This window comes from Brevundimonas sp. (assembly GCF_044336875.1).
GTDB lineage: Bacteria > Pseudomonadota > Alphaproteobacteria > Caulobacterales > Caulobacteraceae > Brevundimonas.
In genome coordinates, this window is the sequence record NZ_JBIIOP010000009.1 from 17,706 (window position 1) to 41,207 (window position 23,502).

A 23,502-nucleotide genomic window follows, 5' to 3' on the forward strand; every position below is an offset into this window, starting at 1 on the left:
TTCCATCAGCAGATTTTGATCGTCAATCGGCGGCTTGAGCGGAACGCCGTGTCGGCCTAGGTCAGGGCCATGCGCCAGACCTTTGATGAAACCACCGATCCGTCCTTCGGGGCCCAGCACCTGCCTCTGCTCCGCGCCCAGATGAAGGCCCAGGAGCTGGACGGCTTCCTGATCCCGCACGAGGACGAGCACCAGAACGAGTATCTGCCCGACGCCAACGAGCGTCTGGCCTGGGCCACCGGCTTCACCGGCTCGGCCGGGTCGGCCGTGGTCTTCCAGGACCGGGCCAGCATGTTCACCGACGGCCGCTATACGGTTCAGGTCAAGGCCCAGACCGATCCGGCCCTGTTCGAACGGCGCGACCTGAACGACGTCGCCGCCTATCTCGGAACCGCGACCGCGGGTCAGGTGATCGGCTATGATCCGAAGCTGCACAGCCCCGACGCCCTGGTCGCCCTGAAGGCGGCGGCCGAGAAGGTCGGCGCCAGCCTGAAGGCCGTGGCCGCCAATCCGCTGGACCTGGCCTGGGGCGCGGACCGCCCCGCCCAGCCGAGCGCGCCGGTCGTGCCGCACGAGGACGCCTACGCCGGCGAGAGCCATGCGGCGAAGCGGGCGCGGATCGGCAAGGCGGTCGCCGAGGCCGGGGCCGACGCCGTGGTCCTGACCGCGCCCATGTCCATCGCCTGGCTGTTCAATGTGCGCGGCGGCGACGTGATCCGCTCACCCCTGCCGATCGGTCAGGCCGTGCTGGACAGCGACGGCAAGGCCCGTCTGTTCCTCGACCCGGCCAAGGTGACGAACGAACTGCCGGCCTGGCTGGGCGACGATGTCCAGCTTGAGGCGCCGGAGCGTCTGGCCAAGGCGCTGGACGGTCTGGGCGGCAAGAAGGTGATGATCGATCCGGGCCTGTCCTCGGCCTGGTATTTCGACCGGCTGGAGACGGCGGGCGCGACCGTGGTGCGGGCCGCCGATCCCTGCGCCGTGCCGCGCGCCGTCAAGAACGCGGTCGAGATCGAGGGCAGCCGTCAGGCCCATATTCGCGACGGGGCCGCGCTGAGCCGCTTCCTGCACTGGGTCGATACGACGGCCCAGGAGACCCTGCCGACCGAACGCGAGGTGGTCGAGACTCTGGAGGGCTTCCGCGAGGCCACCGGCGCGCTGAAGGATCTGAGCTTCGACACCATCGCCGGGGCCGGGCCGAACGGCGCCCTGCCGCACTACAAGCCGGTCGGCGACAAGATCCGCCGCATCGAGAAGGGCTCGCTGCTGCTGGTCGACGGCGGCGGTCAGTATCTGGACGGCACGACCGATGTGACGCGGACCATGGCGGTCGGCGAAGCCACGGCCGATCAGCGCCACAAGTTCACCCTGGTCCTGAAGGCCCATGTGGCCATGGCCGTGATCCGCTTCCCGGCCGGGACCAGCGGCATGGCCCTGGACGCCATCGCGCGGGCGCCGATGTGGGCGGCGGGGCTGGATTACGATCACGGCACCGGCCACGGCGTCGGCTCCTATCTGGGGGTCCACGAGGGTCCGCAGCGGATCGCCAAATGGGGCACGTCCCAGCCGCTGCTGGAGGGGATGATCCTGTCCAACGAGCCCGGCTATTACCGCGAAGGCCACTGGGGCATCCGCATCGAGACCCTGCAGGTGGTGACGCCGGCCGTGGTTCCCGAGGGCGGCGAACGGCCGATGCACGGCTTCGAGCAGCTGACCTTCGCCCCGATCGACCGCAAGCTGATCGAGGTCGGCCTGCTGACCCCGGACGAACGGGCCTATGTCGACGCCTATCACGCCGAGACCCTGGCCAAGGTCGGGCCGCTGCTGGACGGCGAGGCCAAGGCCTGGCTGGAACAGGTTTGCGCTCCCCTGTGAGGTTCTAACCACCGCTCATCCCGCTTTCGCGGGGATGAGCGGAAATATGAGATCAGTGGGCCGGAACCCGCCGCCTCAGATGGGTGATCGGGGTCTTCAGGTCCGCCAGCGCGGCTTTCGTCGCCGCATAGCCGGCGGCGACGGGTGCGTCATAGGCCTTCCAGTCGCGGATGTCGGAGCCCTCGATCCGGGGCAGGATCAGCACATCGGCCTCGGCGCGGGACTGTTCCATCTCGGCGTCTGTGGTGATGGTCGCCGACCGCATCAGGATGGAGACGATGGGCGGGCCCGACTTCCAGGCGCCGCTCAGCACCCATTTCCACCAGGACGGCGGGTTTTCCAGAGTGCCGGGATCGACGCCGCGCGTCTGGGACATGTCGACACCGACGATGGGGCCGCTGTTCAGCTGGCGCATCACGCTGGTCGGAAAATTCTTCAGCACCGCGCCGTCGACCAGGACCTGGCCGTTCATCACCACCGGAGGCAGCACGCCGGGAATGGCGATGGAGGCGCGCATGGCCCGGCGCATCAGGCCCGAGCGGTGCACCTGGATGCTGCCCGAGGTCAGATTGGCCGAGACGGCGAAGAAGGGCAGGGGCAGGTCGGCTAAATCGATGTCGCCATAGGCCCGCTCCAGCAGGCCGGCGACCTTGCGGGCGCGGCTCATGGCGATGATCGGGAAGGCCAAGTCGGACAGGGGGTCGGAGTCGACGAAGGCGCGGCGGATCTCGTAGTCCAGCCGCTCAAAGGACCAGCCCAGGGCCGGGCCGGCGGCGACCACGGCGCCCATGGACGAGCCGCCGAGGAAGTCGAGCGGGACCTTGGCCTCTTCCAGCGCCTTGACCGCCCCCATGTGGCAATAGGCCCGCGCCCCGCCGCCGGACAGGACCAGGCCGATCGAGGTGCCGGTGATGACGCGGGCCATCCGCTCGGTGTCGGCGGCGACGCCCGAGACACAGTGGAACCAGCGGTCGGGCTGCAGCGCGTCCAGCCAGACGCGGGTGTTGGCGGGCGTGATCATGCGCGGATCGCGCAGCAGGATCAGGTCGGTCAGCCTGCGCCCGTCGCCGAAGCCGACCCGGCGCGGCAGGTTTCCGGGCGGGGCCAGCAGGCCGCTGCCGACGATGAACAGCCGGTCCACCTGGCGGGCGCACAGTTCGGACCAGGCCGGCTGGTCCTGTTCGGCGACATAGAGGACATAGTCGTGGTCGTCCTCGACCCGGCTGAACCATTCGGCGGCCGAGGACAGGGCCGACTGGTCGATGACGCGGCAGGTGAAGCCCATGGCCTGGACGGCGGCGGCGATCCGCTCGACGAAGGCGCGGATCGGCCGCGGGCGGGCCGAGACGAAGCCGAAGACGCTGGGTTCGGCCGCCCCGCCGCTGCGCTCGCGGGCGCGGTGGATCATCAGCCGCGACAGTTCGACCATCAGGTCGGGTTCGGTCCGGGCCGCCTCGAAGAAGGCTTCGCGCGGCAGGGCCAGGATCTCGGTGTCGCGCAGGGCGACCACATGAGCGGTGTGGGGCGTGCCGGCCAGCATGGCCATTTCGCCGACCGGCTCGCCGGGCCGGATCACCCCGACCAACTGGGCCGGCTGGTTCTCCTCGGTGTGGAAGACGCCCAGACGGCCCGACCGGACCAGATACAGGGTGTCGGCCGGATCCCCCGCCGCGAACAACTGCTCCCCGCCGGTCAGGGCGAACCAGCTGGCGCGGTCGATCATCTTGCCTTCGAAGATGCGCGACAGGGCGGCGGCCAGGGTGTCGGGGCGAAGCGGCGTCATGGTGTGGTTGTAGGAGAGATTCCGGCGTTGGAGAATTGGCTTCGGCTTCGTCCTTCCCCCGCTTGCGGGGGAAGTGTCAGCTCGGCGAGCGTAGCGAGACGCCTCACGATGGGGGGAGTTCAGCTTCCTTCAAGAAGAAGACTTCCCCCTCCGTCGCTGGATCGGCTGCGCCGATCGACGCGACACCTCCCCCGCAAACGGGAGAGGGTCTTTCAGGCTTCGTCCGTTGCCCGACTCCGCCGGGGCGGGTAGAGCGTTCGGCTTCTCCCGCCTGACCGAAGTTTCAGACCATGCACGACATCAGAGCCATTCGCGAGAACCCCCAGGTTTACGTGGCGGGCTGGTCGTCGCGCGGCGTGGACGAGGCCGACGGTCTGGTCGCCGACATCCTGCGGCTGGACGCCGAACTGCGCCATGCCCAGACGACGGGCCAGGACGCCCTGTCCAAGCGCAACGCCGCCTCCAAGCTGATCGGCGCCGCCATGGGCCGCAAGGACATGGACGAGGCCGACCGTCTGAAGGCCGAGGTCGAGGCCCTGAAGGGCGACATCGCCGCCGCCGCCGAGATCGAGGCCCGCGTCGGCAAGGAGCTGCGAGACCTGCTGGCGGCCCAGAAGAACCTGGCCGCCGACAATGTGCCGGACGGCGAGGACGAGGCGGGCAATGTCGAGGTCTCGCGCTGGGGCGCGCCGCGCGACGGCGGCCCGGCTAAGGATCACGCCGACCTGGGCGAGGCCCTGGGCCTGCTGGACTTCGAGGCGGCGGCCAAGATGTCGGGCGCGCGGTTCGCGGTGGTTAAGGGGCAGCTGGCGCGGCTGGAACGGGCCGTAGGCCAGTTCATGCTCGACATGCAGACGGACCAGCACGGGTATCTGGAAGTGAACCCGCCGCTGTTGGTGCGAAAGGAGGCTATGTTCGGCACTGGTCAGTTGCCGAAATTTGCCGATGATTTGTTCTTCGCGACCAGCACTGTGGGCCGTGTCGACTGGAACAATGTCGGAGCTCCCCTACGAAATGAGTTTTTGGGAAGCCCACTCGGCGTTTTCGAGTTTGATGCCGTTACCCAGTCTAGAGATCACTTTCTTGCCGCTCTGGATGCCGAATACGTAGATGAGCGCCGTTACCTCATCCCCACCGCCGAAGTCTCCCTGACCAATCTCGTGCGCGAGCAGATCCTGTCCGAGGACGATCTGGCGACGCCGATGCGGATGACGGCCCTGACGCCCTGTTTCCGGGCCGAGGCCGGCTCGGCGGGGCGGGATACGCGCGGCCTGATCCGCCAGCACCAGTTCTCCAAGGTCGAGATGGTCTCCATCGCCCGGCCCGAGGATTCCGACGCCGAGCACGAGCGGATGACGGCCTGCGCTGAAGCCGTGCTGAAGGCGCTGGAGCTGCCGTTCCGACGGATGCTGCTGTGCAAGGGCGACATGGGATTCTCGGCCCAGAAGACCTTCGATCTGGAGGTCTGGCTGCCCAGCCAGAACACCTATCGCGAGATCAGCTCCTGCTCGAACTGCGGCGACTTCCAGGCCCGGCGCATGGACGCCCGGTTCAAGCGCGCCGGCGAGAAGAAGACCGAGTTCGTCCATACGCTGAACGGTTCGGGCCTGGCGGTCGGCCGGACCCTGGTGGCGATCATGGAGAATTATCAGCAGGAGGACGGTCGCATCGCCGTTCCCGCCGTGCTGAAGCCCTATATGGGCGGTCTGACCCATGTCGGAGGAGCCTGACCCATGAAGACGCTCAGCCTGATCGCCGTCGCGGTCGCCGCTCTCGCGGGATGCGCCACCGCTCCGACCCTGGCCAATCCCGATCTGGATCCGTCCGCGACCGAATTCACCGGCTGGGTGCGGGTGTCGCACGGCGAGTTCCAGTTGTTCCAGGAACAGCGCGACCTGCGCGGCATGCCGTCGGCTCTGCGGTGTGTCAGCGGCGCCCTGCCGCGCGATTTGCAGGATACGGCCCGTGATCTGAGCGGCTCCAAGGTGGTCTTCACCGGCCGCGCCGTGGCCTGGAACGGACGTGACGGCGCGCAGACAATGCTGCACCAGGGCGCGCGCATTTCGAACCAATGTCGCGCCGACCACGTCATCAAGGCGGACGCTGTGCGGGTGCTGCGCTAGTCGATGCGTATCCTCCTGACCAACGACGACGGGATCGAGGCCGAGGGCCTGGCTTCGCTCGAGCGGATCGCCCGCACCCTGAGCGACGACATCTGGGTCTGCGCGCCTGCGGTCGAGCAATCGGCCAAGGGGCGGGGGATCACCCTGACCGAACCGCTGCGGGTGCTGAACCTGGGCGAGAAGCGGTTCGCCGTGACGGGGACGCCGACCGACTGCGTGGTTCTGGCGGTCAACGACCTGATGCCGGAGAAGCCGGACCTGGTGCTGTCGGGCGTCAACCGGGGGCATAATATCGGCGAGGACGTCAGCTTCTCGGGCACGGTGGCGGGGGCGCTGCAGGGCATGGCCTTCGGCATCCGCTCCATCGCCCTGAGCCAGAGCCTGGAACGGTTCCACGACGAGGTGGTCGCCCACTGGGAGACGGCCGAGGCCTTCGCCCCGGCCATCATCTCGCGCCTGCTGGAGCAGAAATGGGCGCCGGGCGTGGTGATGAACGTCAACTTCCCCAATCTGCCGCCCGAGAAGGTGGAGCAGGTCGAGGTGACGACTCAAGGCCTGCGCGACGTGGGCGAGATGCACGCCGTGCGCCGCACCGATCTGCGCGGCCGCGACTACTACTGGATGAGTTTCCGCGGCGAGAAGCAGGATCACCCCGAGGGCACCGATCTGCGCGCCATCGACGAGGGGCGGATCTCGGTCACGCCGCTGCATATCGACCTGACCCATATGTCGAGCGTCCACGACCTGAAGAAGGTGCTGGGCGGGGCGCCGCCGAAGACGGTGGCTGTCGCATGATCGTGCGCGCTGAAATCCTCCCCCGTCGGGGGAGGGGGACCGCGGAGCGGTGCAGGGGGGGGAACCGCGCGCCGTCGCCTGACCTTATACATCCAGTCCGGTCCTGCCCCCTCCACCACGGCGCAAGGGCGCCGCGGTCCCCCTCCCCCGACGGGGGAGGATTGGCATGAATCTGCACGACGACCGCGCCGGTCGGCTGATCCTGTCGCTGCGTCAGCAGGGGGTCACGGACCCGCGCGTGCTGACGGCGATGGAGAGCATCGACCGGGCGGTCTTCGTGCACGAGAAATTCCTCGACCAGGCCTGGGAGGATCAGGCACTGCCGATCGACTGCGCCCAGACGATCAGCCAGCCCTATATCGTCGGTCTGATGACCCAGGCCCTGGACGTCCAGCCGCGGCACCGTGTGCTCGAGATCGGCACGGGCAGCGGCTATCAGTGCGCGGTGCTGAGCCGGCTGGCGCGCTATGTCTATTCGGTCGAACGCTATCGCAGCCTGCTGGTCGAGGCCGAGGCGAAGCTGCGGACGCTGGAGATCGACAATGTCATCACCAAACACGGCGACGGCGGTCTGGGCTGGGCCGAACAGGCGCCCTTCGACCGGATCATGGTCACGGCCGCGTCCCCGACCGAGCCGACCGAACTGCTGAAACAGCTGAAGCCGAACGGGGTGCTGGTCGCGCCGGTGGGCCGGACCTCGGTGCAGATGCTGCACCGCTACGTGGGCCAGTCCGACGGCTCTTTCCGCCGCGAGAGCCTGACCGAGGTGCGGTTCGTGCCCCTGGTCGAGGGGACGGCGAAGGAGGGGTGACAACCTTGAGGCGAGATCGCAGGATCGCGCCATGCTCCGTGCGATCCTGGCCACGCTGATACTGATCACCTTCGCCGCGAGTGCGCGGGCCCAAACTTGGCCGGTCTGTTTCGACGAGGGCGCGATCCTGAAGCCTGAAGCCTATCGCGCCCTCCGCGAGGCGCACGCCGCCATGGAGGCGGCGCCGAGATTTTCCAGTGTGGCTACGCTGCAGCGTCAGGCAGATTATGACGAGGCCGATCCTGTCGCGGTCGAGCGGTCCCGCGTCGTCTATTTGGAGGCCATCAGAGCCGGTTTCTCGCCAGCGATCGAAATCCTGACGCCTTATGAGACGGGGATGTCCGAATGCGCCGCGATCACGATACGCGGGCTCGACAGGCGGGCACCGCTGCGGATGTGGCACTATTACGGGGTGTTTTTCGACAGCGGTAGCGCTGTGCTCGATCCAAGGGGGTGGATCCAGTTGCAGACCTATGCCGCCACTTATCGGCGAGGGATGCGGGTGATATTGGACGGCTATACCGATACGTCGGGGGGCGTTGGACCAAATCTGGCCTTGAGCCGCCGCCGTGTGGACGCCGTCGCTGACGCCTTCATCCGTCTGGGCGTCCATGAAGAAGACATCGAGCGAAACGCCTATGGCGAGACCCGACTTGCCAAGCCGACGCCCGACGAAACCGCCGAACCGCTGAACAGGCGGGTGTGGATCGATATGCGCCTTCCGCGCCGTTAACCTTCGCGCCCCATTTTGGCGAAGATTGCGGGCTTGGCTTCGAGGGCGCGAGCGGGCACACCCTTTGGCGAGTTTAACCATGTGAGGAGCGGCCGGTGGCGGTGATTTCGGGCTGGATGAGAGCGGTGCTGATCGCGGGCGCCTCGATGAGCGCGGCGGCCTGTATGACCTATCCGTCCGAGCCCCGGTATTCGACGCGACCGACGCCGGCCGGGCAGGGGGCCTATCCTCCGCCACCGCAGCAGGGACCATACGGCCAGCCCGTCTACCCCCAGGGGCAACCCCAAGGTCAGCCCTACCAGACCCAGCCCTATCAGCAGCCGCCGGTGACGGCGCCGGTCGGTCAGGTCGAGGGCGGAAGCCTGCCCCCGCCGGTCGTCGTGACCCCGGCCCAACCGACCTATGCGCCGCCGCCGGCCTCGACCTATCCGAGCCAGCCCTCGACCGTGGTCACCCCGGGCGCCGCCTATGTGATCCAGCCGGGCGACACCATCTCGGGCGTCGGGCGGCGGTTCCAGACGCCGGTCCAGACCCTGATCGACCTGAACGGCCTGGGGCCGCGCGGCGCGATCTCGACCGGACAGCGAATCATCCTGCCCGACGCGGCCGTCGACACCGGGCGCGATCCCTATGCGACCGGCACCTCGCCGGCCGGGGTCCTGGTGCCCAATGCCGGCATGGCTCCGCCGCCTCCGCCGCCTCCGCCGTCGGGAAATGCGGCGCTTCCCGCCCAGACACGCCCGACCTATCCGGCCTCGAGCGGGGCGCGCCCCCCGGTGGCCACGGCCCCGACGACCACGGCGCCGGTCGCCGGCGGCCCCATCGCCCTGCAGTGGCCGGTGCGCGGCGATGTGGTGCGCCGGTTCGGTCCGGTCGGCATGGGGGAGCGCAACAACGGCATCAATATCGGGGCGTCCGCCGGAGCGGCGGTCAGCGCCTCGGCCGCAGGCCGCGTGGCCTATGTCGGCGACGACCTGGTAGGTCAGGGGCTGACGGTGCTGATCGTCCACAACGGCGGCTGGCGCACGGTTTATGGCCATCTGGGCTCGGCGACGGTGAAGGACGGCGACGACGTGCGCGCGGGCCAGCAGATCGGCACCGTCGGCCTGACCGCCGGCGACGGCCGGCCCTCGATCCATTTCGAGACCCGCCAGATGCGCGGCGACGATCCCGTCGCGGTGGATCCTCTGACCGTGTTGCCGCGCTGACGGCAGGTTTGCGCGCCTGATTCACCCGTCGCCCGGCCGCTGCGCGGTTTCGTCCGACACGATCAGGCTCCAGCCACGTTGCAATCCGTGAAGGTCGGCCCTAGGTTCCGCGCCTCGTTTTAATGGGGCGCCGACGAGGGCTGTCCCCCTCGTGTTCGGAGACTACCCATGGGCGCCCCAGCTGACGGCGGCATGATGGCCGTGATCATGCAGTTCCTGCCGATCGTCGCCATCTTCATCCTGTTCTACTTCCTGCTGATCCGTCCGCAGCAGAAGCGCGCCAAGGAACACGCGGCCGCCATCACCGCCGTCAAGCGCGGCGACGTGATCGTCCTGTCCAGCGGCATGATCGGCAAGGTGACCCGCGTCGAGGACGCCGAGGTCAATGTCGAGATCGCGCCCAGCGTCAACGTCCGCGTCGTCAAGACGATGATCGCCGAGGTGCGCAACCGCACGGCCATCGCCGCCAACGACTCCAAGGCCTGATACCTTCGCGTATCGCTGAACCGAGACCGCCCTCATGATTCAGCTCTCGCGCTGGAAAGTCACCCTCGTCGTCGCCTCGCTGGTGATCGGCTGCCTGCTGGCCTATCCCAACCTGCTCAGCCCCGCCCAGCGCGCGGCCCTGCCGGGCTGGCTGCCGAAGAACGCCCTGAACCTGGGGCTGGACCTGCAGGGCGGGTCGTACCTGCTGCTGGAAGTCGATGTGCCGCAGATGCGCGAGAAGCGCATCACCAACCTGATCGAGGACGTGCGGGTCACGCTGAACGGCGGCGGGATCGCCACCAACGGCTTCCAGCGCGAAGCGGGCGGCGTGGTGGTGACCCTGGCCAACCCGGCCCAGCAGAACGCCGCCTTCGAGGCCCTGCGTCAGCTGGCCGGCGTCGCCGGACCGGGCGGTCAGGTCGAGCGCACCGCCACGCGTCTGGGCGATAACCGCATCCGCTTCGCCTATACGGACACGGCCCTGGCCGGAATGGGCGCGACGGCGGTGGATCAGTCGATCGAGGTGGTGCGCCGCCGGATCGACAGCCTGGGCACGCGCGAGCCCTCCATCACCCGCCAGGGCGCCGACCGGATCGTGGTCCAGGCGCCGGGCGAGAGCGATCCGTCCAAGCTGGAAGAAGTCATCGGCCAGACGGCCCAGCTGACCTTCCAGATGGTCGATGTCGAGAATTCGGTCACCGAGGCCATGGCCGGCCGCGTGCCGCCGGATTCGGAACTGCTGCAGGACGAGCAGGGCACGCCCTATCTGGTCAAGAAGCGCGTCCTGGTCTCGGGCGAGAACCTGACCCGCGCCGGCGTCGGCTCGGACCAGAGCGGCCGCCCGGCCATCGACTTCCGCTTCGACGCCGCCGGCGCCCGCCGCTTCGGCGAGGCGACCGCCGCCAATCTGCAGAAGCCCTTCGCCATCATCCTGGACGGCAAGGTCATCTCGGCCCCGACGATCCAGAGCGCGATCACCACGGGATCGGGCCAGATCACCGGCCAGTTCTCCATCGAGGAAGCCTCGACCCTGGTGAACCTGCTGAACGGCGGCGCCCTGCCGGCGCCGCTGAACGTCGAGGAGCGCCGGACCGTCACCGCCGAACTGGGCGCGGACGCCGTGTCCGCCGGCGCCCTGTCGACGGCCGTGGGCTTCGGCATCATCGTCATCTTCATGATCCTGGCCTACGGCCTGCTGTTCGGGGGCGTGTCCGTGCTCGGCCTGATCCTGAACGGCATACTGATCGTGGCGGCCATGTCCCTGACCCAGGCGACCCTGACACTGCCGGGCATCGCCGGTCTGATCCTGACCTTCGCCGTGGCCGTGGACGCCAACGTCCTGATCTATGAGCGGATGCGTGACGAGGCGCGGGCGGGCCGCAGCGTGATCGCGTCGATGGACGCCGGCTTCAACAAGGCCATGGGCACCATCGTCGACGCCAACCTGACCACTTTGGTCGCGGCGGGCATCATGTTCGCCTTCGGCCAGGGGCCGGTGCGCGGCTTCGCCTGGACCCTGACAATCGGCGTCTTCACCTCGATGTTCTCGTCGGTGATGGTCGCCCAGGTTCTGCTCGGCTACTGGCTCAAGACAGCCAAGCCCAAAAAACTGCCGATCGCGGAGTGATGGCGATGCGTGGATGGCCCCTCATCAAACTGCTGCCCGAGAAGACGAATCTTCATTTCGTCAAATACTCGAAGGCCGCCGGCGTCCTGTCGGTGATCCTGTGCGTCGCGGCGATCGTGTCCTGCTTCGTGCCTGGTCTGAACATGGGCATCGACTTCCGGGGCGGCGCCTCGATGGAAGTGTCCAAGCCGGCCGGTCAGACCATCGAGCTGGACCGGGTGCGCGAGGCCGTGAACGGCCTGAACCTGGGCGACGTTCAGGTCCAGGGCATCGCCCGGCGTGACTCGAACGTGGACGACGGCTCGACCGCCATTCTGCGCTTCCAGGTGCCGGAAGGCCGCGACCAGACCCAGGTGGTCCAGCAGGTCGAAGGCGCGATCAACCAGACGGTCGGCGCGGTGAACTATTCCGGCGTCAGCGTCGTCGGCTCCAAGGTGTCGGGTGAACTCTTCACCTCGGGCCTGCTGGCCCTGGGCGTCGCCGTGGGCCTGATGTTCCTCTACATCTGGTTCCGGTTCGAGCCGCAGTTCGGTTTCGGCGCCGTGATCGGTCTGTTGCACGACGTGGTCCTGACCTTTGGTCTGATCGTGCTGTTCCGGCTGGAGTTCAGCCTGAACATGGTCGCCGCAGTCCTGACCGTGATCGGCTATTCGATGAACGACACCGTCGTGGTGTTCGACCGCCTTCGCGAGAATCTGCGCAAGTACAAGACCATGCCGCTGCGCGACGTGATCGACCTGTCGCTGAACGAGACCCTGTCGCGGACCATCATCACCGGCGTCACCGCCGTCATGGTGCTGGCGGCCCTGGCCATCTTCGGCGGCGAGGCCCTGTTCGGCTTCTCGATCGCCCTGATGTTCGGCATCATCATCGGCACCTATTCGTCGATCTACGTCGGCGCGCCGATCATCCTGCTTTGGGGCGTGAAGCGAGGCGGTGGAGCGTCGGACGACGTCAAACCGGTGAAGCTGGGGATGGCCAGCCGTCCCTGAGGCCCGCACGTCTGCAGGTCAACGAGCCCGCCCTGAAAGGGGCGGGCTTTTTGCTGCGCGAAGGCGGATACGCCATGGTGCGCGTTTTCGTGTGAAATATTTGTCGTATATGGAAACATACATGTGACGGCGCGTCCCTTGAGTTCGGGCCGCCCGCTGATACTCTGAAATCTTGTGATCGTTCTCAAGAGCGGCGCGGCCCTGGGGAGGGAACCATCGAATGACCAATGCCGAATTGAGCGTGGCCTTCTTTCTGCAGATGGCCGTCATCATCGCCGCCTGCCGCGCCGTCGGCTGGCTGGCCAAACGCTACCTGGGCCAGCCCCAGGTGGTGGGCGAGATGATCGCCGGGGTGATCCTGGGGCCGTCGCTGTTCGGTCTGCTGGCGCCGGATATTCAGGCCGCGCTGTTCCCCAAGGAGTCCAAGTCGATCCTGTTCGTCGGCGCCCAGCTGGGGGTCGGCCTCTACATGTTCCTGGTCGGGCTGGGCTTCAAGCGCGATCACTTCAGGGCCAATGCAGGCAGCGCGGCGGCCGTGTCCCTGGCGGGCATGGCCGCGCCCTTCCTGGTGGCGGTGGCCATGGCGCCCTGGCTGGTCGATCTGGGCCTGTTCGGCAGGGGGATCGCGACCTGGCAGGCCATGCTGTTCATGGGGGCGGCCATCTCGATCACCGCCTTCCCGATGCTGGCGCGGATCATCCACGAGCGGGGATTGAGCGGCACGCGGCTGGGCTCGCTGTCGCTGTCGGCCGGGGCCATAGACGACGCCGGCGCCTGGTGCGTCCTGGCCATCGTCCTGGCCAGTTTCGGCGCGGGGCCGATGGTGGCGGTGATGGCCATCGCCGGGGGCGGGGCCTTCGCCCTGTTCATACTGACACTCGCGCCGAAACTGCTGGCGCCCCTGGGCCGGATGGTCGAGCGGGAAGGGCGGGTCAGCCCGACCGTGTTGGGGATCGTGCTGATCCTGTTCATGCTCAGCGCCTGGTGCATGGACGCGGTCGGCATCCACGCCGTCTTCGGCGGCTTCATCCTGGGCGTGGCCATGCCGCGCGGTCTGCTGACCCGCGAGATCAAGCGTCAGTTGGAGCCGTTCGCCGTGCTGGTCCTGCTGCCGATGTTCTTCACCTTCTCCGGGCTGAACACCCAGTTGACCGTGGTCAACAGCCTGGGCCTGGTCGCCGTGACCCTGGTCATCCTGGCGGGGTCGATCCTGGCCAAGAGCGGCGCCTGCTGGGCCGCCGCACGACTGACCGGTCAGGACAACGCCACGGCCCTGGGGATTGGCGCCCTGATGAACGCGCGTGGTCTGATGGAGTTGATCATCATCAATATCGGTCTGCAGAAGGGGATCATCGGCCCGGCCCTGTTCTCGATCCTGGTGCTGATGGCCATCATCACAACCCTGATGGCGTCGCCGCTGTTCGAATGGCTCTACGGGCGCAAGGCGCGCGAGCGCGGCGAACTGGGAGACATCAACGCGGTCGAGGACGAGGAACCGCGTCTGGTTCAACCGACGACGGCCTGAGAGGCGTCCGGTCCTCGCCGTTAGGTCGAGCGTAACCCTCAGGTTGCTAGATCGTCGCTCGAACGGGGAGAGCGAATATGGCCTTGAGGGACGTTTGCGAGGCCATTGTCGCCAAGCGCGAAGTCACACCCGCCGATGTTTTGGCGCTGAGACGCGAGGTGTTCGGCGAGATCGCGGTGACCCAGGCCGAGGTCGAGGCCCTGTTCGTCGTCGACGAAGGGACCGAGCGCCAGTCCAGGGAATGGCGCGAATTCTTCATCGAGGCCCTGACCGACTGGCTGGTGCGCCAGCAGGAGCCGCTGGGCTATGTCACCGACGCCCAGGCCGACTGGTTGATCGCGCGGGTCAAGGCCGATGGGCGGCTGCGGGACGGGACCGAGGTCGAAATCGTCGTGCGGGTGCTGGAATTGGCGGACGCCGCACCGGCGTCGCTGGCCGCCTTCGGTCTGTCGCTGGTGACACGCGCCGTGGTCGAGAACGACGGGATCGTCACCGCCGACGAGGTGGCGCGGCTGCGGCGGCTGGTGTTCGCGCCGTCCGGTCCGGGGCGGCTGGCCGTCTCGCGAGAGGAGGCCGAGGCCCTGTTCGCCCTGAACGACGCCACGCGCGGCGCGGCGAACGATCCGAGCTGGACCGACTTCTTCATGCGCGCGGTCGCCAATGCGGTGACGGCCTCTGCAGGCTGGGTCGCGCCGGATCGGCAGGAGGCGTTGCGGCGCGAGCGGTGGCTGGCGGATTTGGACGACGGGATCGGTCAGGGGATGATCGACCGGTTCGGTCAAATGCCTTCCGGTCTGAATTTCGGCAACGTCCCCTATCTGTCGCGCGTCATAGCCTGGGGGCTGAAGCAGCCTCGCGCCGAGGACGTCTTCCCGGATCGACTGGCGGAGACCACGCGCGCGACCGCGACCAGTGCGCCGGTGGATCAGGCCGAGGCGCGCTGGCTGATCGACCGGATCGGCCGCGACGGTCAGTTCGACGACAATGAACGGGCGTTGATCGCCTTCCTGAAGGAGATCGCGCCGACGACGGACGCGGCCCTGCGGCCGTTGATCGAGCAACTGGACGCCTGAACGAAAAAGGGGAGGCCGGAGCCTCCCCTAGTCCTCTTAGCGCAGCGAGGCGGCGAAGCGCTGGATGCGGGTGCAGGCCTCTTCCAGCACCGCGTCCGAGGTGGCGTAGCTGATGCGGAAATAGGGGCTGAGGCCGAAGGCCTCGCCCTGGACCACGGCCACGCCCTCGGCGTTCAGCAGTTCGGCGGCGAAGGTGGAATCGCCGTCGATGACCACCCCGCCTTCCGTCGTCTTGCCGACCAGGCCGGCGATGGACGGATAGACGTAGAAGGCGCCTTCCGGCGTCGCGCAGGTGATGCCGGTCGCCTGGTTCAGCATCGACACGACCAGGTCGCGGCGTTGCTCGAAGGCGGCCTTGCGTTCGGGGATGAAGTCCTGCGGGCCGTTCAGGGCCTCGACGGCCGCCCACTGGCTGATGCTGGTCGGGTTGGAGGTGGTCTGGCTGGCCACCTTGCGCATCAGGTCGATAAGCGCCTTGGGACCGCCGGCGTAGCCGATGCGCCAGCCGGTCATGGCATAGGCCTTGGACACGCCGTTGACCGTCAGGGTGCGGTCGATCAGGTCCGGGGCCACCTGGGCGATGGTGGTGTATTCGAAGTCGCCATAGACGAGGTGCTCGTACATGTCGTCGGTCAGCACCCAGACCTGCGGATGGCGACGCAGCACCTCGGCCAGGGCCTCCAGTTCGGCGCGGGTATAGGCGGCGCCGGTCGGGTTGGAGGGGCTGTTCAGGATCAGCCACTTGGTCTTCGGCGTGATCGCGGCTTCCAGCACTTCGGGACGCAGCTTGAAGCCGTCCTTCTCCTCGCCGACCACGGTGACCGGCTCGCCGCCGGCCAGCAGGACCATGTCGGGATAGGAGACCCAGTAGGGCGCGGGCACGACGACCTCGTCGCCGGGGTTCAGGGTGGCGACCAGGGCGTTGAAGATGACGGGCTTGCCGCCGGGCGCGACGTGGATCTGGGACACGTCGTAGGTCAGGCCGTTCTCGCGCGCGAACTTGGCGGAGATGGCCTTCTTCAGCTCGGGCATGCCGTCGGCGTCGGTGTATTTGGTCTCGCCGCGCGAAATGGCGTCGATGGCGGCCTGTTTGATATTCTCCGGCGTGTCGAAGTCCGGTTCCCCGGCGCCCAGACCGATCACGTCGCGACCCTCGGCTTTCAGCTTCCGGGCCTGGGCGGTCACGGCGATGGTGGCCGAGGGCTTGACGCGGGCGAGGGCGGAGGATTGCAGGCTGGACATGAGAGTTCCGTGATCTGGAAGTGTCGTGCCGGGAGAGGCGAGGCTGTTTACGCGGCGTCGCCTCCGGGGACAATGCGCCGAGGCTCGCAAATACGGGGTCGGGGTGATAAGCGGCCCGTCTGATGCGGTGGATCCTCGATTTCCTGTCGAACATGGAGGCGCGGCGCTGGCGCGCCGTGCTGGCGACGGCCATTGTCCTGGGGGCGATGATCGCCCTGTTCGCCGTGGGCAAGAGCCAGCTGGGGCTGGACGCCGAGGGGCGGCTGGAGGACTGGCTGGCCGGGTTCCGGCACGGGCCCTGGGGCCTGCCGATCGCCGTTGTCGTGTTCACGGTCGCGGCCTTTTTCGGGGCGCCGCAGTTCATCCTGATCGCCGCCTGCGTCGTCGCCTTCGGGCCGTGGTTCGGGTTTCTCTACAGCTGGATCGCCACCGTGGCCTCGGCCGGGGTGACCTACTGGCTGGGGCGCGGACCGACGGCGCGGCTGCTGGAGCGTCACGGCGGCAAGACGGTGGGGCGGCTGACCCGGTTTGTCGGCAAGAACGCCTTCTACGCCAGTTTCATGATCCGCAACGTGCCCTCGGCGCCCTTCATCGTCGTCAATATGGCCTTCGGCGCGGCGCGAGCCTCCTTCGCCGGTTTCCTGAGCGGATGCGCCCTGGGCGTGCTGCCGAAGACGGCGCTGGTGGCCTTCTTCGGCGGGTCCTTCATGACGGCGGTCAGCGGCGACGGAATCTGGACCTCCGCCATCCTGGCGGGCGTGGCCCTGGCCTGGCTGGGGCTGATGCTGGTCGTGCGCGAGGTGGTCCGGCGGCGCGAGGCGGCACGCGGCGACTGAGTCTACCAGCTTGCAGGCAGGATGTTTCACAGCCCAGCCGGCGACCTCATGACGCTAACGTGAACGCCAGCCAGCGCGGCCATTACACGGGGCTGGGGGCGAACGTGAATCCGTCGCGATAAGGGGGTTGTATTCCCTGTTTCATACGGGCACACGAGCCAGCGGAAGACGTGGCGAAGACGATCAGGACGGCGGTTCGGCAAGGGGATGCCGACATGTCGGGGCGACGCCAGGTCGACTAAGAAACGAACGCCCTCGGTCAAAGAACAACGGTATCGATTCCCATGAGCTTTTCCCTTTTCGGCGCGATCTCCAATGACATCGCGATGGACCTGGGCACCGCCAACACCCTGATCTACATGAAGGGCAAGGGCATCGTCCTGAACGAGCCTTCGGTCGTGGCCCTGCGTAACGTCGGCGGTCGCAAGATCGTCCACGCCGTCGGCATAGAGGCCAAGCAGATGCTGGGCCGCACCCCGGGCCACATGGAAGCCATCCGCCCGATGCGCGACGGTGTCATCGCCGACTTCGAAGTCGCCGAAGAGATGATCAAGCACTTCATCCGCAAGGTGCATAACCGCAAGGGCTTCGTGAATCCGAAGATCATCGTCTGCGTGCCCTCGGGCGCCACGGCGGTCGAGCGTCGCGCCATCAACGACTCCTGCCTGAACGCCTCGGCGCGCCGCGTGGGCCTGATCGACGAGCCGATGGCCGCCGCGATCGGCGCCGGCCTGCCGATCCATGAGCCGACCGGTTCGATGGTCGTCGACATCGGCGGCGGCACGACGGAAGTCGCCGTCCTGTCGCTGTCGGGCATCGTCTATTCGCGTTCGGTCCGCGTCGGCGGCGACAAGATGGACGACAGCATCATCAGCTACATGCGTCGCAACCATAATCTGCTGATCGGCGAGACGACCGCCGAACGCATCAAGAAGGACATCGGCACCGCCCGTATCCCGGCCGACGGCGAAGGCCTGTCGATCGAGGTCAAGGGCCGCGACCTGATGCAGGGCGTGCCGCGCGAGGTCCGCATCTCGGAGCGTCAGGCGGCGGAAGCCCTGGCCGAACCGGTCACCCAGATCATCGAGGCCGTGAAGGTCGCGCTGGAAGCCACCCCGCCGGAACTGGCCGCCGACATCGCCGACAAGGGCATCATGCTGACCGGCGGCGGCGCCCTGCTGCGCGGTCTGGACGTCGAGATCCGCGACCACACCGGCCTGCCGGTCTCGGTGGCGGACGATCCGCTGTCCTGCGTCGCCATCGGCTGCGGCCGCGTGCTCGAACATCCGCGCTGGATGAAGGGCGTGCTCGACTCGGCGCTCTGATCGCTTGCGGCGGCCGGGTGAACGCCTGGCCGCAAATCCTTTTCAGCCCTGCGTGATCGACGGTTCCATTCCGGCCCCGATTTTGCGATAGGCAGGCTGATTGGCGGGAGGCGTCCCGCTGATTCCAACCCTTTGACTGGAAGGTCGCCCGTGGCGTTTCGCGACGGCCCTTTTGAAAACCTGAAGGTGCCGCTGGCCTGGACCGCCGCGGTGGTCGTCGTCGTGGCCATAGGCGCGGCCGTCCTGCTGCTGATCACCGATCGTCCGACGTCTGACGGCGCCGCAGGCTATGCGGACGCACGTGGCGCGACCGAGGCCGTGGCCGGACCGGTGGGCGGCGTCTTCGCCGCGCCGGTGCGCTGGGCCGGCGCCGTGACCGACTTTGTCGGCGGCTATTTCTTTGCGGTCTCGGAAAATCGTCGACTGAAGGCCGAACTGGCCGAGCTGCAGCCCTGGCGTGACCAGGCCATCGCCCTGAAGAACGTCAACGCCCGTTACGAGGCCATGCTGGGCCTTCGGACCGAGCCGGCCATTCCCATGGTCACGGCGCGGGCCATTTCCGACGTGCGCGGACCGTTCAACCGCGCCAAGCTTCTGGATGTCGGTTCGTCCAAGACCGTGCGCATCGGCAATCCGGTGATGAACGAGCACGGGTTGATCGGTCGCATCACGGGCGTGACCGGCGGCGTCAGCCGCATGGTCCTGTTGACCGACGTGGCCTCGCGCACGCCGGTCCTGGTCGATCGCACCGACGCGCGCGCCGTCCTGACCGGGGACGGCAGCGACAATCCGCGGCTGGAGTTCGTGCGCGGCGTCGGATCGGTCCAGGCCGGCGACCGGATATTGAGCTCGGGCGACGGCGGCGGCCTGCCGCGCGGCATCCCGATCGGCGTGGCGGCCAAGGGCATCGACGGCAGCTGGCGCGTCAAGCTGTTCAGCGATCGCGGCGCCATCGACTATGTCCGGGTTCTGCTGTTCCAGGACTTCGGCCAGCTGATCGACCCCAATGCGCTGAACGCTCCGCCTCTGGCCGGTCTGACCACGGCGCCGGAACCCACCGCCGCCCAGGCGGGCGCCATCGGCGACGCCGCCGCGCGACGCCAGGCGGCCGCCCAGGCTCAGGCCGAACGCGCCCGGGCCGCCGCAGCCGCGCCGGCCCCCGTGGCCACGCCGCCGCGTCCCACGCCGACGCCGACGCGTCCGGTCGCCACGAGTCCTCGGCCGCCCCAAGCGCGACCTTCGGCCCCATCGGTCGCGGCCCCGGCCGCCCAGAACGCGCCTGCCCCGGCCCAGCCAGCGCCAGCGCCGTCCGCGGAGGGCAGGATTTGAGACGGCCGGTCGCGGTCCGTGTCGTCGGACCCCTGCAGTGGATCGTCTATCCGGCCGTGGCGGCGGTCGCCGCCACCGTCGTCTTCGCCACTCCAGCTCAGCTGTTCGGCCTGACTCTGCCCGAGCCCGTCTTCCCGATGGTGCTGGCCTTCGCCTGGCCGTTGATCCGTCCGTCGATGACGGCGCCGGCGGTGCTGTTCGCCCTGGGCCTGTTCCTGGATCTGTTCTGGAACGGGGCGCTGGGCCTGTGGGCCCTGTGCCTGATGGGCGTCTACGGGGTGGTGCTGCTATCGCGAAATCTGTTGGCGGGACATGAGGGTCTGATCCGGTTCGGCTGGTATCTGGCCTGCACCCTGGGCGCCTTCCTGGTCGCCTATGTCATCGTGACGGTGCGGGCGGGCAATCCGCCGGCCATACTGTCTTTGCTGGGCCAGATCGTCCCGACCCTGCTCCTGTATCCGATCGCCGACTGGATGCTGGAAAGGTTCGACGACGGAGACATCCGGTTCCGATGAGCGGCGAACCCTCCATCTTTTTCGCGGACGTGAACGAGCGCCAGGGCTCGTTCCTTCGCCGCACCTTCGTCTTCGGTGGGGCGACGGCCCTGGGCGTCACCGCCCTGATCGGGCGACTGGCCCAGCTGCAGGTCGTCCAGGCCCAGGAATATGCGACCCTGTCGTCGCAGAACCAGTTCAACTTTCGCCTGGTCCCGCCGCCGCGCGGCCTGATCAAGGACCGCAACGGCGTCGTCATCGCCGGCAACCGGCCCAGTTTCCGGGTCCTGGTCATTCGCGACGAGACCAAGGATCTGGACCAGACGCTGGATCTGCTGGGCCGCCTTCTGCCCGACACCCTGGAACGGCGTCGCGCGATCATCCGCGACGTCAACGCCTCGCCCAAGTTCAACCCGGTGCCGGTCAAGAGCGACCTGACCTGGGAGGAGTTCGCCAAGGTCAATCTGTACGCCAACGAACTGCCCGGCGTGATGGCCGACATGAACGAGGCGCGCTACTACCCGTTCGGCGGCGCCTTCGCCCACGTCATCGGCTATGTGGCCAAGGTGTCGGACCGCGACGTCAAGGCGATCCGCGACAAGGGGCAGACGGTGCCGCCCCTGTTGTTCAACCCCAGTTTCCGCATCGGTCGTCAGGGCGTCGAGAAGGCGCTGGACGAATCCCTGCGCGGCGAACCGGGCGGAAACCGTGTCGAGGTCGATGCGCGGGGACGGGTGGTCGCCGAAGACATCGGCGGCTCGCGCCCGGCCGAGCCCGGCAAGGAGGTGGTCCTGACCCTGGACGCCGACGTCCAGAACCGGGCGCTGGAGGTGTTCGGCGACGAGTCCGGCGCCTGTGTGGTCATGGACGTCCGCAACGGCGACATCCTGTGCATGATGTCGGCGCCGTCGTTTGATCCCAACCTGTTCGTCGGCGGCGTGCCGTCCAAGACCTACAGCGCCCTGCGCGACTACGAGCGCAAGCCCCTGCTGGACAAGACGCTGAACGGCACCTTCCCGCCGGGCTCGACCTTCAAGCCGACGACCGCCCTGGCCCTGCTGGAAGCCGGCGTGGATCCCAGCCAGACGGTCGTCTGCACCGGCGCCTATCGCACCGGCAACCGGACACAGCGGTGCTGGGGCCGGCACGGCGCGCAGAACATGCACGACGCGATCAAGAACTCCTGCGACGTCTATTTCTACGCCATGTGCAACCGCGCCGGCGTCGACAATATCCGCAAGGCCGGCCTGGCCCTCGGCTTCGAGCATGAGTTCGACATCGGCGTAGGCAACCAGCGCAAGGGCCTGCTGCCGTCCACCGAGTGGAAGGCTCGCACCTTCCCGCGCGATCCGGTGTGGCACCCCGGCGAGACGACCTCGGTCGCGATCGGGCAGGGGGCCGTCAACGTCAATGCGCTGCAACTGGCGGTCATGACGTCTCGCCTGGCCAATGCGAAGAAGGCGCTGCAGCCTCGACTCATCAAGTCGATCGGCGGGGTCGAACAGCCCAGCGGGGCCGCCGTGCCTGATCTTCCGTTCCAGCCGGAACACGTCGAATATGTGCGTCAGGGCATGATCGCCGTGGCCAACGACAGGGGCGGCAGCGCCTATCGCCAGAGCCAGTTGGGCCTGGGCGACATCCAGATGGCGGGCAAGACCGGCACGGCCCAGGCCCGCAACTACGGCTCGGGATCGCGCAGCAGCCAGATCTGGGCGTTGAAGGATCATAACCTGTTCGTCGCCTTCGCACCGATCGACGCGCCGCGCTACGCCGTGGCCATCATCGTGGAGCACGGCGGCAAGGGCGGCGCCACGGCGGCCGCCCCCCGCGCACGCGAGGTCATGCGCACCGTCCTGCTGAAGGACCCGGACATGCGTGCGCGCATCGAACGGCCCTTGCCGCCGGAGCCCGTCGGTCCCGTCATCGACGAGGGCCTGGTCGGCGCCGCGCCCGAACCCGACATCATTGTGAGCACGCCTGCGGACGGCGCATCGCCGACTGCAGCGCCCGCCGCCGGCGGCCCGCGTCCCTATCTGCCCGAGCCGCGCTGATGACCGCCTCCGCCCTGTCCCGTCCCGGCGAGCGCGAACGCGTCTCGACCAAGATCAGCCAGATCGACTGGCGGCTGCTGGCGCTGATCTGCGTCGTGTCCGGCACCGGCGGCTTGATGCTCTATTCGGTCGGCGGCGGATCCTGGTCGCCGTGGGCCGCGAAACACCTGATCCGTTTCGGCATGTGCACAGCCCTGATGCTGGCCCTGTCGATGGTCAATATCCGCTTCTGGTTCGGCCTGGCCTATCCTGTCTATGGGGTGGCCCTGCTGATGCTGGCCCTGATCGAGGTGCCGGGTCTGGGGTATACGGCCATGGGCGCGACGCGCTGGCTGAACCTGGGCGTGACCCGGATCCAGCCGTCCGAGATCATGAAGATCGGCGTCGTCCTGGCCTTGGCGCGCTGGTACCACGGCGCCTCGGCCAAGGAGGCCAGTTTCCATTGGAAGCTGATTTTCCCGGTCGGCATCATCGGCCTTCCGTTCCTGCTGGTGGCCCACCAGCCGGACCTGGGCTCGGCCATGCTGATCGGCCTGACCGGGGCGGCGATCATGTTCATGGCGGGGCTTAGCTGGAAGATCATCGCCGCCGTGGGGGCGGCGGCCGTGGCCCTGGTGCCGCCCTATGTCCTGTTCGGCATGCACGACTATCAGCGACACCGGGTGCTGACTTTCCTGAATCCCGAGGCGGATCCGTCGGGCACCGGCTATCACATCATGCAGTCTAAGATCGCGCTCGGCTCGGGCGGCCTGCTGGGCAAGGGGTTCGGCCTGGGCAGCCAGAGCCAGCTGGAATTCCTGCCCGAGAAACACACAGACTTCATCTTCGCGGCGGTGTCGGAAGAGTTCGGCTTCGTCGGCTCCTTCACCATCCTGGCCTGTTATGCGGCGATCATTCTTATCTCGCTGCGCATCGCCTCCCTGTCGCACAGCCATTTCGGACGGTTGGCGGCCTCGGGCGTTACGGCGACCTTCGCCCTCTATGTGCTGATCAACGGGGCCATGGTCATGGGGCTGGCGCCGGTCGTGGGCGTGCCGATGCCGCTGCTGTCCTACGGGGGCACGGTCATGCTGACGGTCATGATCGGTTTCGGCCTGGTCATGGCGACCCGCGTCCACCGTTACGCCGAACTGCCCAAGGGACACGGCCTGATCTGAGCATCGACGACAGCCGTTCTGGACGACGCGCCCGACC

20 protein-coding genes are annotated in these 23,502 nt (G+C 67.9%); 18 read left to right on the forward strand and 2 right to left on the reverse strand.

Annotated features, from left to right (window positions below; genetic code table 11):
- Positions 1 to 69: 69 nt before the first annotated feature.
- Complete coding sequence (locus ACIQ1T_RS11935; protein ID WP_395944770.1) at positions 70 to 1,875, forward strand: aminopeptidase P family protein; 1,806 nt, start codon at positions 70 to 72, stop codon at positions 1,873 to 1,875.
- 52 nt (positions 1,876 to 1,927) lie between these two features.
- On the opposite strand, the gene ACIQ1T_RS11940 is transcribed toward ACIQ1T_RS11935, so the two are convergent.
- A complete protein-coding gene (locus ACIQ1T_RS11940; RefSeq protein WP_395944771.1) occupies positions 1,928 to 3,658 on the reverse strand; it encodes a patatin-like phospholipase family protein in 1,731 nt (576 codons plus the stop codon).
- 290 nt (positions 3,659 to 3,948) lie between these two features.
- Between ACIQ1T_RS11940 and serS the strand changes: the two genes are divergently transcribed.
- The 11 genes from serS (at position 3,949) to ACIQ1T_RS11995 (ending at position 15,031) form a co-directional block, all read left to right on the forward strand.
- A complete protein-coding gene (serS, locus tag ACIQ1T_RS11945) occupies positions 3,949 to 5,388 on the forward strand; it encodes a serine--tRNA ligase (RefSeq protein WP_395944772.1) in 1,440 nt (479 codons plus the stop codon).
- A 3-nt stretch (positions 5,389 to 5,391) separates the two neighbouring features.
- On the forward strand, positions 5,392 to 5,781 hold the full coding sequence (locus tag ACIQ1T_RS11950) for a hypothetical protein (protein WP_395944773.1): 390 nt from the start codon (positions 5,392 to 5,394) through the stop codon (positions 5,779 to 5,781).
- A 3-nt stretch (positions 5,782 to 5,784) separates the two neighbouring features.
- Positions 5,785 to 6,576 carry a 5'/3'-nucleotidase SurE gene (surE, locus tag ACIQ1T_RS11955; protein WP_395944774.1) on the forward strand — a complete coding sequence of 264 codons (792 nt, stop codon included), beginning with the start codon at positions 5,785 to 5,787 and terminating at the stop codon, positions 6,574 to 6,576.
- Between the two features lie 166 nt (positions 6,577 to 6,742).
- Positions 6,743 to 7,387, forward strand: a complete 645-nt coding sequence (locus ACIQ1T_RS11960) for a protein-L-isoaspartate(D-aspartate) O-methyltransferase (protein ID WP_395944775.1) — start codon at positions 6,743 to 6,745, stop codon at positions 7,385 to 7,387.
- 31 nt (positions 7,388 to 7,418) lie between these two features.
- Positions 7,419 to 8,120 (forward strand): OmpA family protein, encoded by a 702-nt coding sequence (locus ACIQ1T_RS11965; protein WP_395944776.1) that lies wholly within the window; start codon positions 7,419 to 7,421, stop codon positions 8,118 to 8,120.
- A 95-nt stretch (positions 8,121 to 8,215) separates the two neighbouring features.
- Positions 8,216 to 9,328, forward strand: a complete 1,113-nt coding sequence (locus ACIQ1T_RS11970) for a peptidoglycan DD-metalloendopeptidase family protein (protein WP_395944777.1) — start codon at positions 8,216 to 8,218, stop codon at positions 9,326 to 9,328.
- 168 nt (positions 9,329 to 9,496) lie between these two features.
- Positions 9,497 to 9,814, forward strand: a complete 318-nt coding sequence (gene yajC / locus ACIQ1T_RS11975) for a preprotein translocase subunit YajC (RefSeq protein ID WP_395944778.1) — start codon at positions 9,497 to 9,499, stop codon at positions 9,812 to 9,814.
- Positions 9,815 to 9,848: 34 nt separating this feature from the next.
- Complete coding sequence (secD, locus tag ACIQ1T_RS11980; protein ID WP_395944779.1) at positions 9,849 to 11,441, forward strand: protein translocase subunit SecD; 1,593 nt, start codon at positions 9,849 to 9,851, stop codon at positions 11,439 to 11,441.
- Positions 11,441 to 12,433 (forward strand): protein translocase subunit SecF, encoded by a 993-nt coding sequence (secF, locus tag ACIQ1T_RS11985; RefSeq protein ID WP_395944780.1) that lies wholly within the window; start codon positions 11,441 to 11,443, stop codon positions 12,431 to 12,433. The genes secD and secF overlap by 1 nt, the downstream gene beginning before the upstream one ends.
- Before the next feature lie 220 nt (positions 12,434 to 12,653).
- The gene (locus ACIQ1T_RS11990) at positions 12,654 to 13,958 is read left to right on the forward strand and encodes a cation:proton antiporter (RefSeq protein WP_395944781.1); all 1,305 of its coding nucleotides are present in this window, start codon (positions 12,654 to 12,656) and stop codon (positions 13,956 to 13,958) included.
- Positions 13,959 to 14,035: 77 nt separating this feature from the next.
- Complete coding sequence (locus ACIQ1T_RS11995) at positions 14,036 to 15,031, forward strand: hypothetical protein (RefSeq protein ID WP_395944782.1); 996 nt, start codon at positions 14,036 to 14,038, stop codon at positions 15,029 to 15,031.
- A 36-nt stretch (positions 15,032 to 15,067) separates the two neighbouring features.
- On the opposite strand, the gene ACIQ1T_RS12000 is transcribed toward ACIQ1T_RS11995, so the two are convergent.
- Positions 15,068 to 16,273 (reverse strand): pyridoxal phosphate-dependent aminotransferase, encoded by a 1,206-nt coding sequence (locus tag ACIQ1T_RS12000; RefSeq protein WP_395944783.1) that lies wholly within the window; start codon positions 16,271 to 16,273, stop codon positions 15,068 to 15,070.
- A 122-nt stretch (positions 16,274 to 16,395) separates the two neighbouring features.
- Here ACIQ1T_RS12000 and ACIQ1T_RS12005 point away from each other — a divergent pair, with 122 nt between their 5' ends.
- The 6 genes from ACIQ1T_RS12005 to rodA all read left to right on the forward strand — a co-directional run bounded on the left by ACIQ1T_RS12005 (position 16,396) and on the right by rodA (position 23,465).
- Positions 16,396 to 17,109 (forward strand): TVP38/TMEM64 family protein, encoded by a 714-nt coding sequence (locus ACIQ1T_RS12005; protein ID WP_395944784.1) that lies wholly within the window; start codon positions 16,396 to 16,398, stop codon positions 17,107 to 17,109.
- A 284-nt stretch (positions 17,110 to 17,393) separates the two neighbouring features.
- Positions 17,394 to 18,434 carry a rod shape-determining protein gene (locus tag ACIQ1T_RS12010; RefSeq protein ID WP_054765854.1) on the forward strand — a complete coding sequence of 347 codons (1,041 nt, stop codon included), beginning with the start codon at positions 17,394 to 17,396 and terminating at the stop codon, positions 18,432 to 18,434.
- 150 nt (positions 18,435 to 18,584) lie between these two features.
- Positions 18,585 to 19,763, forward strand: coding sequence for a rod shape-determining protein MreC (gene mreC, locus ACIQ1T_RS12015; RefSeq protein ID WP_395944785.1), 1,179 nt, complete (start codon positions 18,585 to 18,587; stop codon positions 19,761 to 19,763).
- On the forward strand, positions 19,760 to 20,278 hold the full coding sequence (locus tag ACIQ1T_RS12020; RefSeq protein ID WP_395944786.1) for a hypothetical protein: 519 nt from the start codon (positions 19,760 to 19,762) through the stop codon (positions 20,276 to 20,278). The genes mreC and ACIQ1T_RS12020 overlap by 4 nt, the downstream gene beginning before the upstream one ends.
- A complete protein-coding gene (gene mrdA, locus ACIQ1T_RS12025; protein WP_395944787.1) occupies positions 20,275 to 22,308 on the forward strand; it encodes a penicillin-binding protein 2 in 2,034 nt (677 codons plus the stop codon). Before ACIQ1T_RS12020 ends, mrdA begins: the two co-directional genes overlap by 4 nt.
- Positions 22,308 to 23,465 carry a rod shape-determining protein RodA gene (rodA, locus tag ACIQ1T_RS12030; protein WP_395944788.1) on the forward strand — a complete coding sequence of 386 codons (1,158 nt, stop codon included), beginning with the start codon at positions 22,308 to 22,310 and terminating at the stop codon, positions 23,463 to 23,465. The genes mrdA and rodA overlap by 1 nt, the downstream gene beginning before the upstream one ends.
- The last annotated feature ends 37 nt before the right edge of the window (positions 23,466 to 23,502 follow it).

What these genes read in the sequence shown, in the direction of transcription:
- ACIQ1T_RS11940 (WP_395944771.1), bottom strand. Translation starts at nt 3,658, where the DNA reads ATGACGCCGCTTCGCCCCGACACCCTGGCCGCCGCCCTGTCGCGCATC.
- rodA (WP_395944788.1), top strand. Translation starts at nt 22,308, where the DNA reads ATGACCGCCTCCGCCCTGTCCCGTCCCGGCGAGCGCGAACGCGTCTCG.
- ACIQ1T_RS11960 (WP_395944775.1), top strand. Translation starts at nt 6,743, where the DNA reads ATGAATCTGCACGACGACCGCGCCGGTCGGCTGATCCTGTCGCTGCGT.
- ACIQ1T_RS12010 (WP_054765854.1), top strand. Translation starts at nt 17,394, where the DNA reads ATGAGCTTTTCCCTTTTCGGCGCGATCTCCAATGACATCGCGATGGAC.
- secF (WP_395944780.1), top strand. Translation starts at nt 11,441, where the DNA reads ATGGCGATGCGTGGATGGCCCCTCATCAAACTGCTGCCCGAGAAGACG.
- surE (WP_395944774.1), top strand. Translation starts at nt 5,785, where the DNA reads ATGCGTATCCTCCTGACCAACGACGACGGGATCGAGGCCGAGGGCCTG.
- secD (WP_395944779.1), top strand. Translation starts at nt 9,849, where the DNA reads ATGATTCAGCTCTCGCGCTGGAAAGTCACCCTCGTCGTCGCCTCGCTG.
- ACIQ1T_RS11935 (WP_395944770.1), top strand. Translation starts at nt 70, where the DNA reads ATGCGCCAGACCTTTGATGAAACCACCGATCCGTCCTTCGGGGCCCAG.
- ACIQ1T_RS12000 (WP_395944783.1), bottom strand. Translation starts at nt 16,273, where the DNA reads ATGTCCAGCCTGCAATCCTCCGCCCTCGCCCGCGTCAAGCCCTCGGCC.
- ACIQ1T_RS11950 (WP_395944773.1), top strand. Translation starts at nt 5,392, where the DNA reads ATGAAGACGCTCAGCCTGATCGCCGTCGCGGTCGCCGCTCTCGCGGGA.
- serS (WP_395944772.1), top strand. Translation starts at nt 3,949, where the DNA reads ATGCACGACATCAGAGCCATTCGCGAGAACCCCCAGGTTTACGTGGCG.
- mrdA (WP_395944787.1), top strand. Translation starts at nt 20,275, where the DNA reads ATGAGCGGCGAACCCTCCATCTTTTTCGCGGACGTGAACGAGCGCCAG.
- ACIQ1T_RS12005 (WP_395944784.1), top strand. Translation starts at nt 16,396, where the DNA reads ATGCGGTGGATCCTCGATTTCCTGTCGAACATGGAGGCGCGGCGCTGG.
- yajC (WP_395944778.1), top strand. Translation starts at nt 9,497, where the DNA reads ATGGGCGCCCCAGCTGACGGCGGCATGATGGCCGTGATCATGCAGTTC.
- ACIQ1T_RS11965 (WP_395944776.1), top strand. Translation starts at nt 7,419, where the DNA reads ATGCTCCGTGCGATCCTGGCCACGCTGATACTGATCACCTTCGCCGCG.
- ACIQ1T_RS11990 (WP_395944781.1), top strand. Translation starts at nt 12,654, where the DNA reads ATGACCAATGCCGAATTGAGCGTGGCCTTCTTTCTGCAGATGGCCGTC.
- ACIQ1T_RS11995 (WP_395944782.1), top strand. Translation starts at nt 14,036, where the DNA reads ATGGCCTTGAGGGACGTTTGCGAGGCCATTGTCGCCAAGCGCGAAGTC.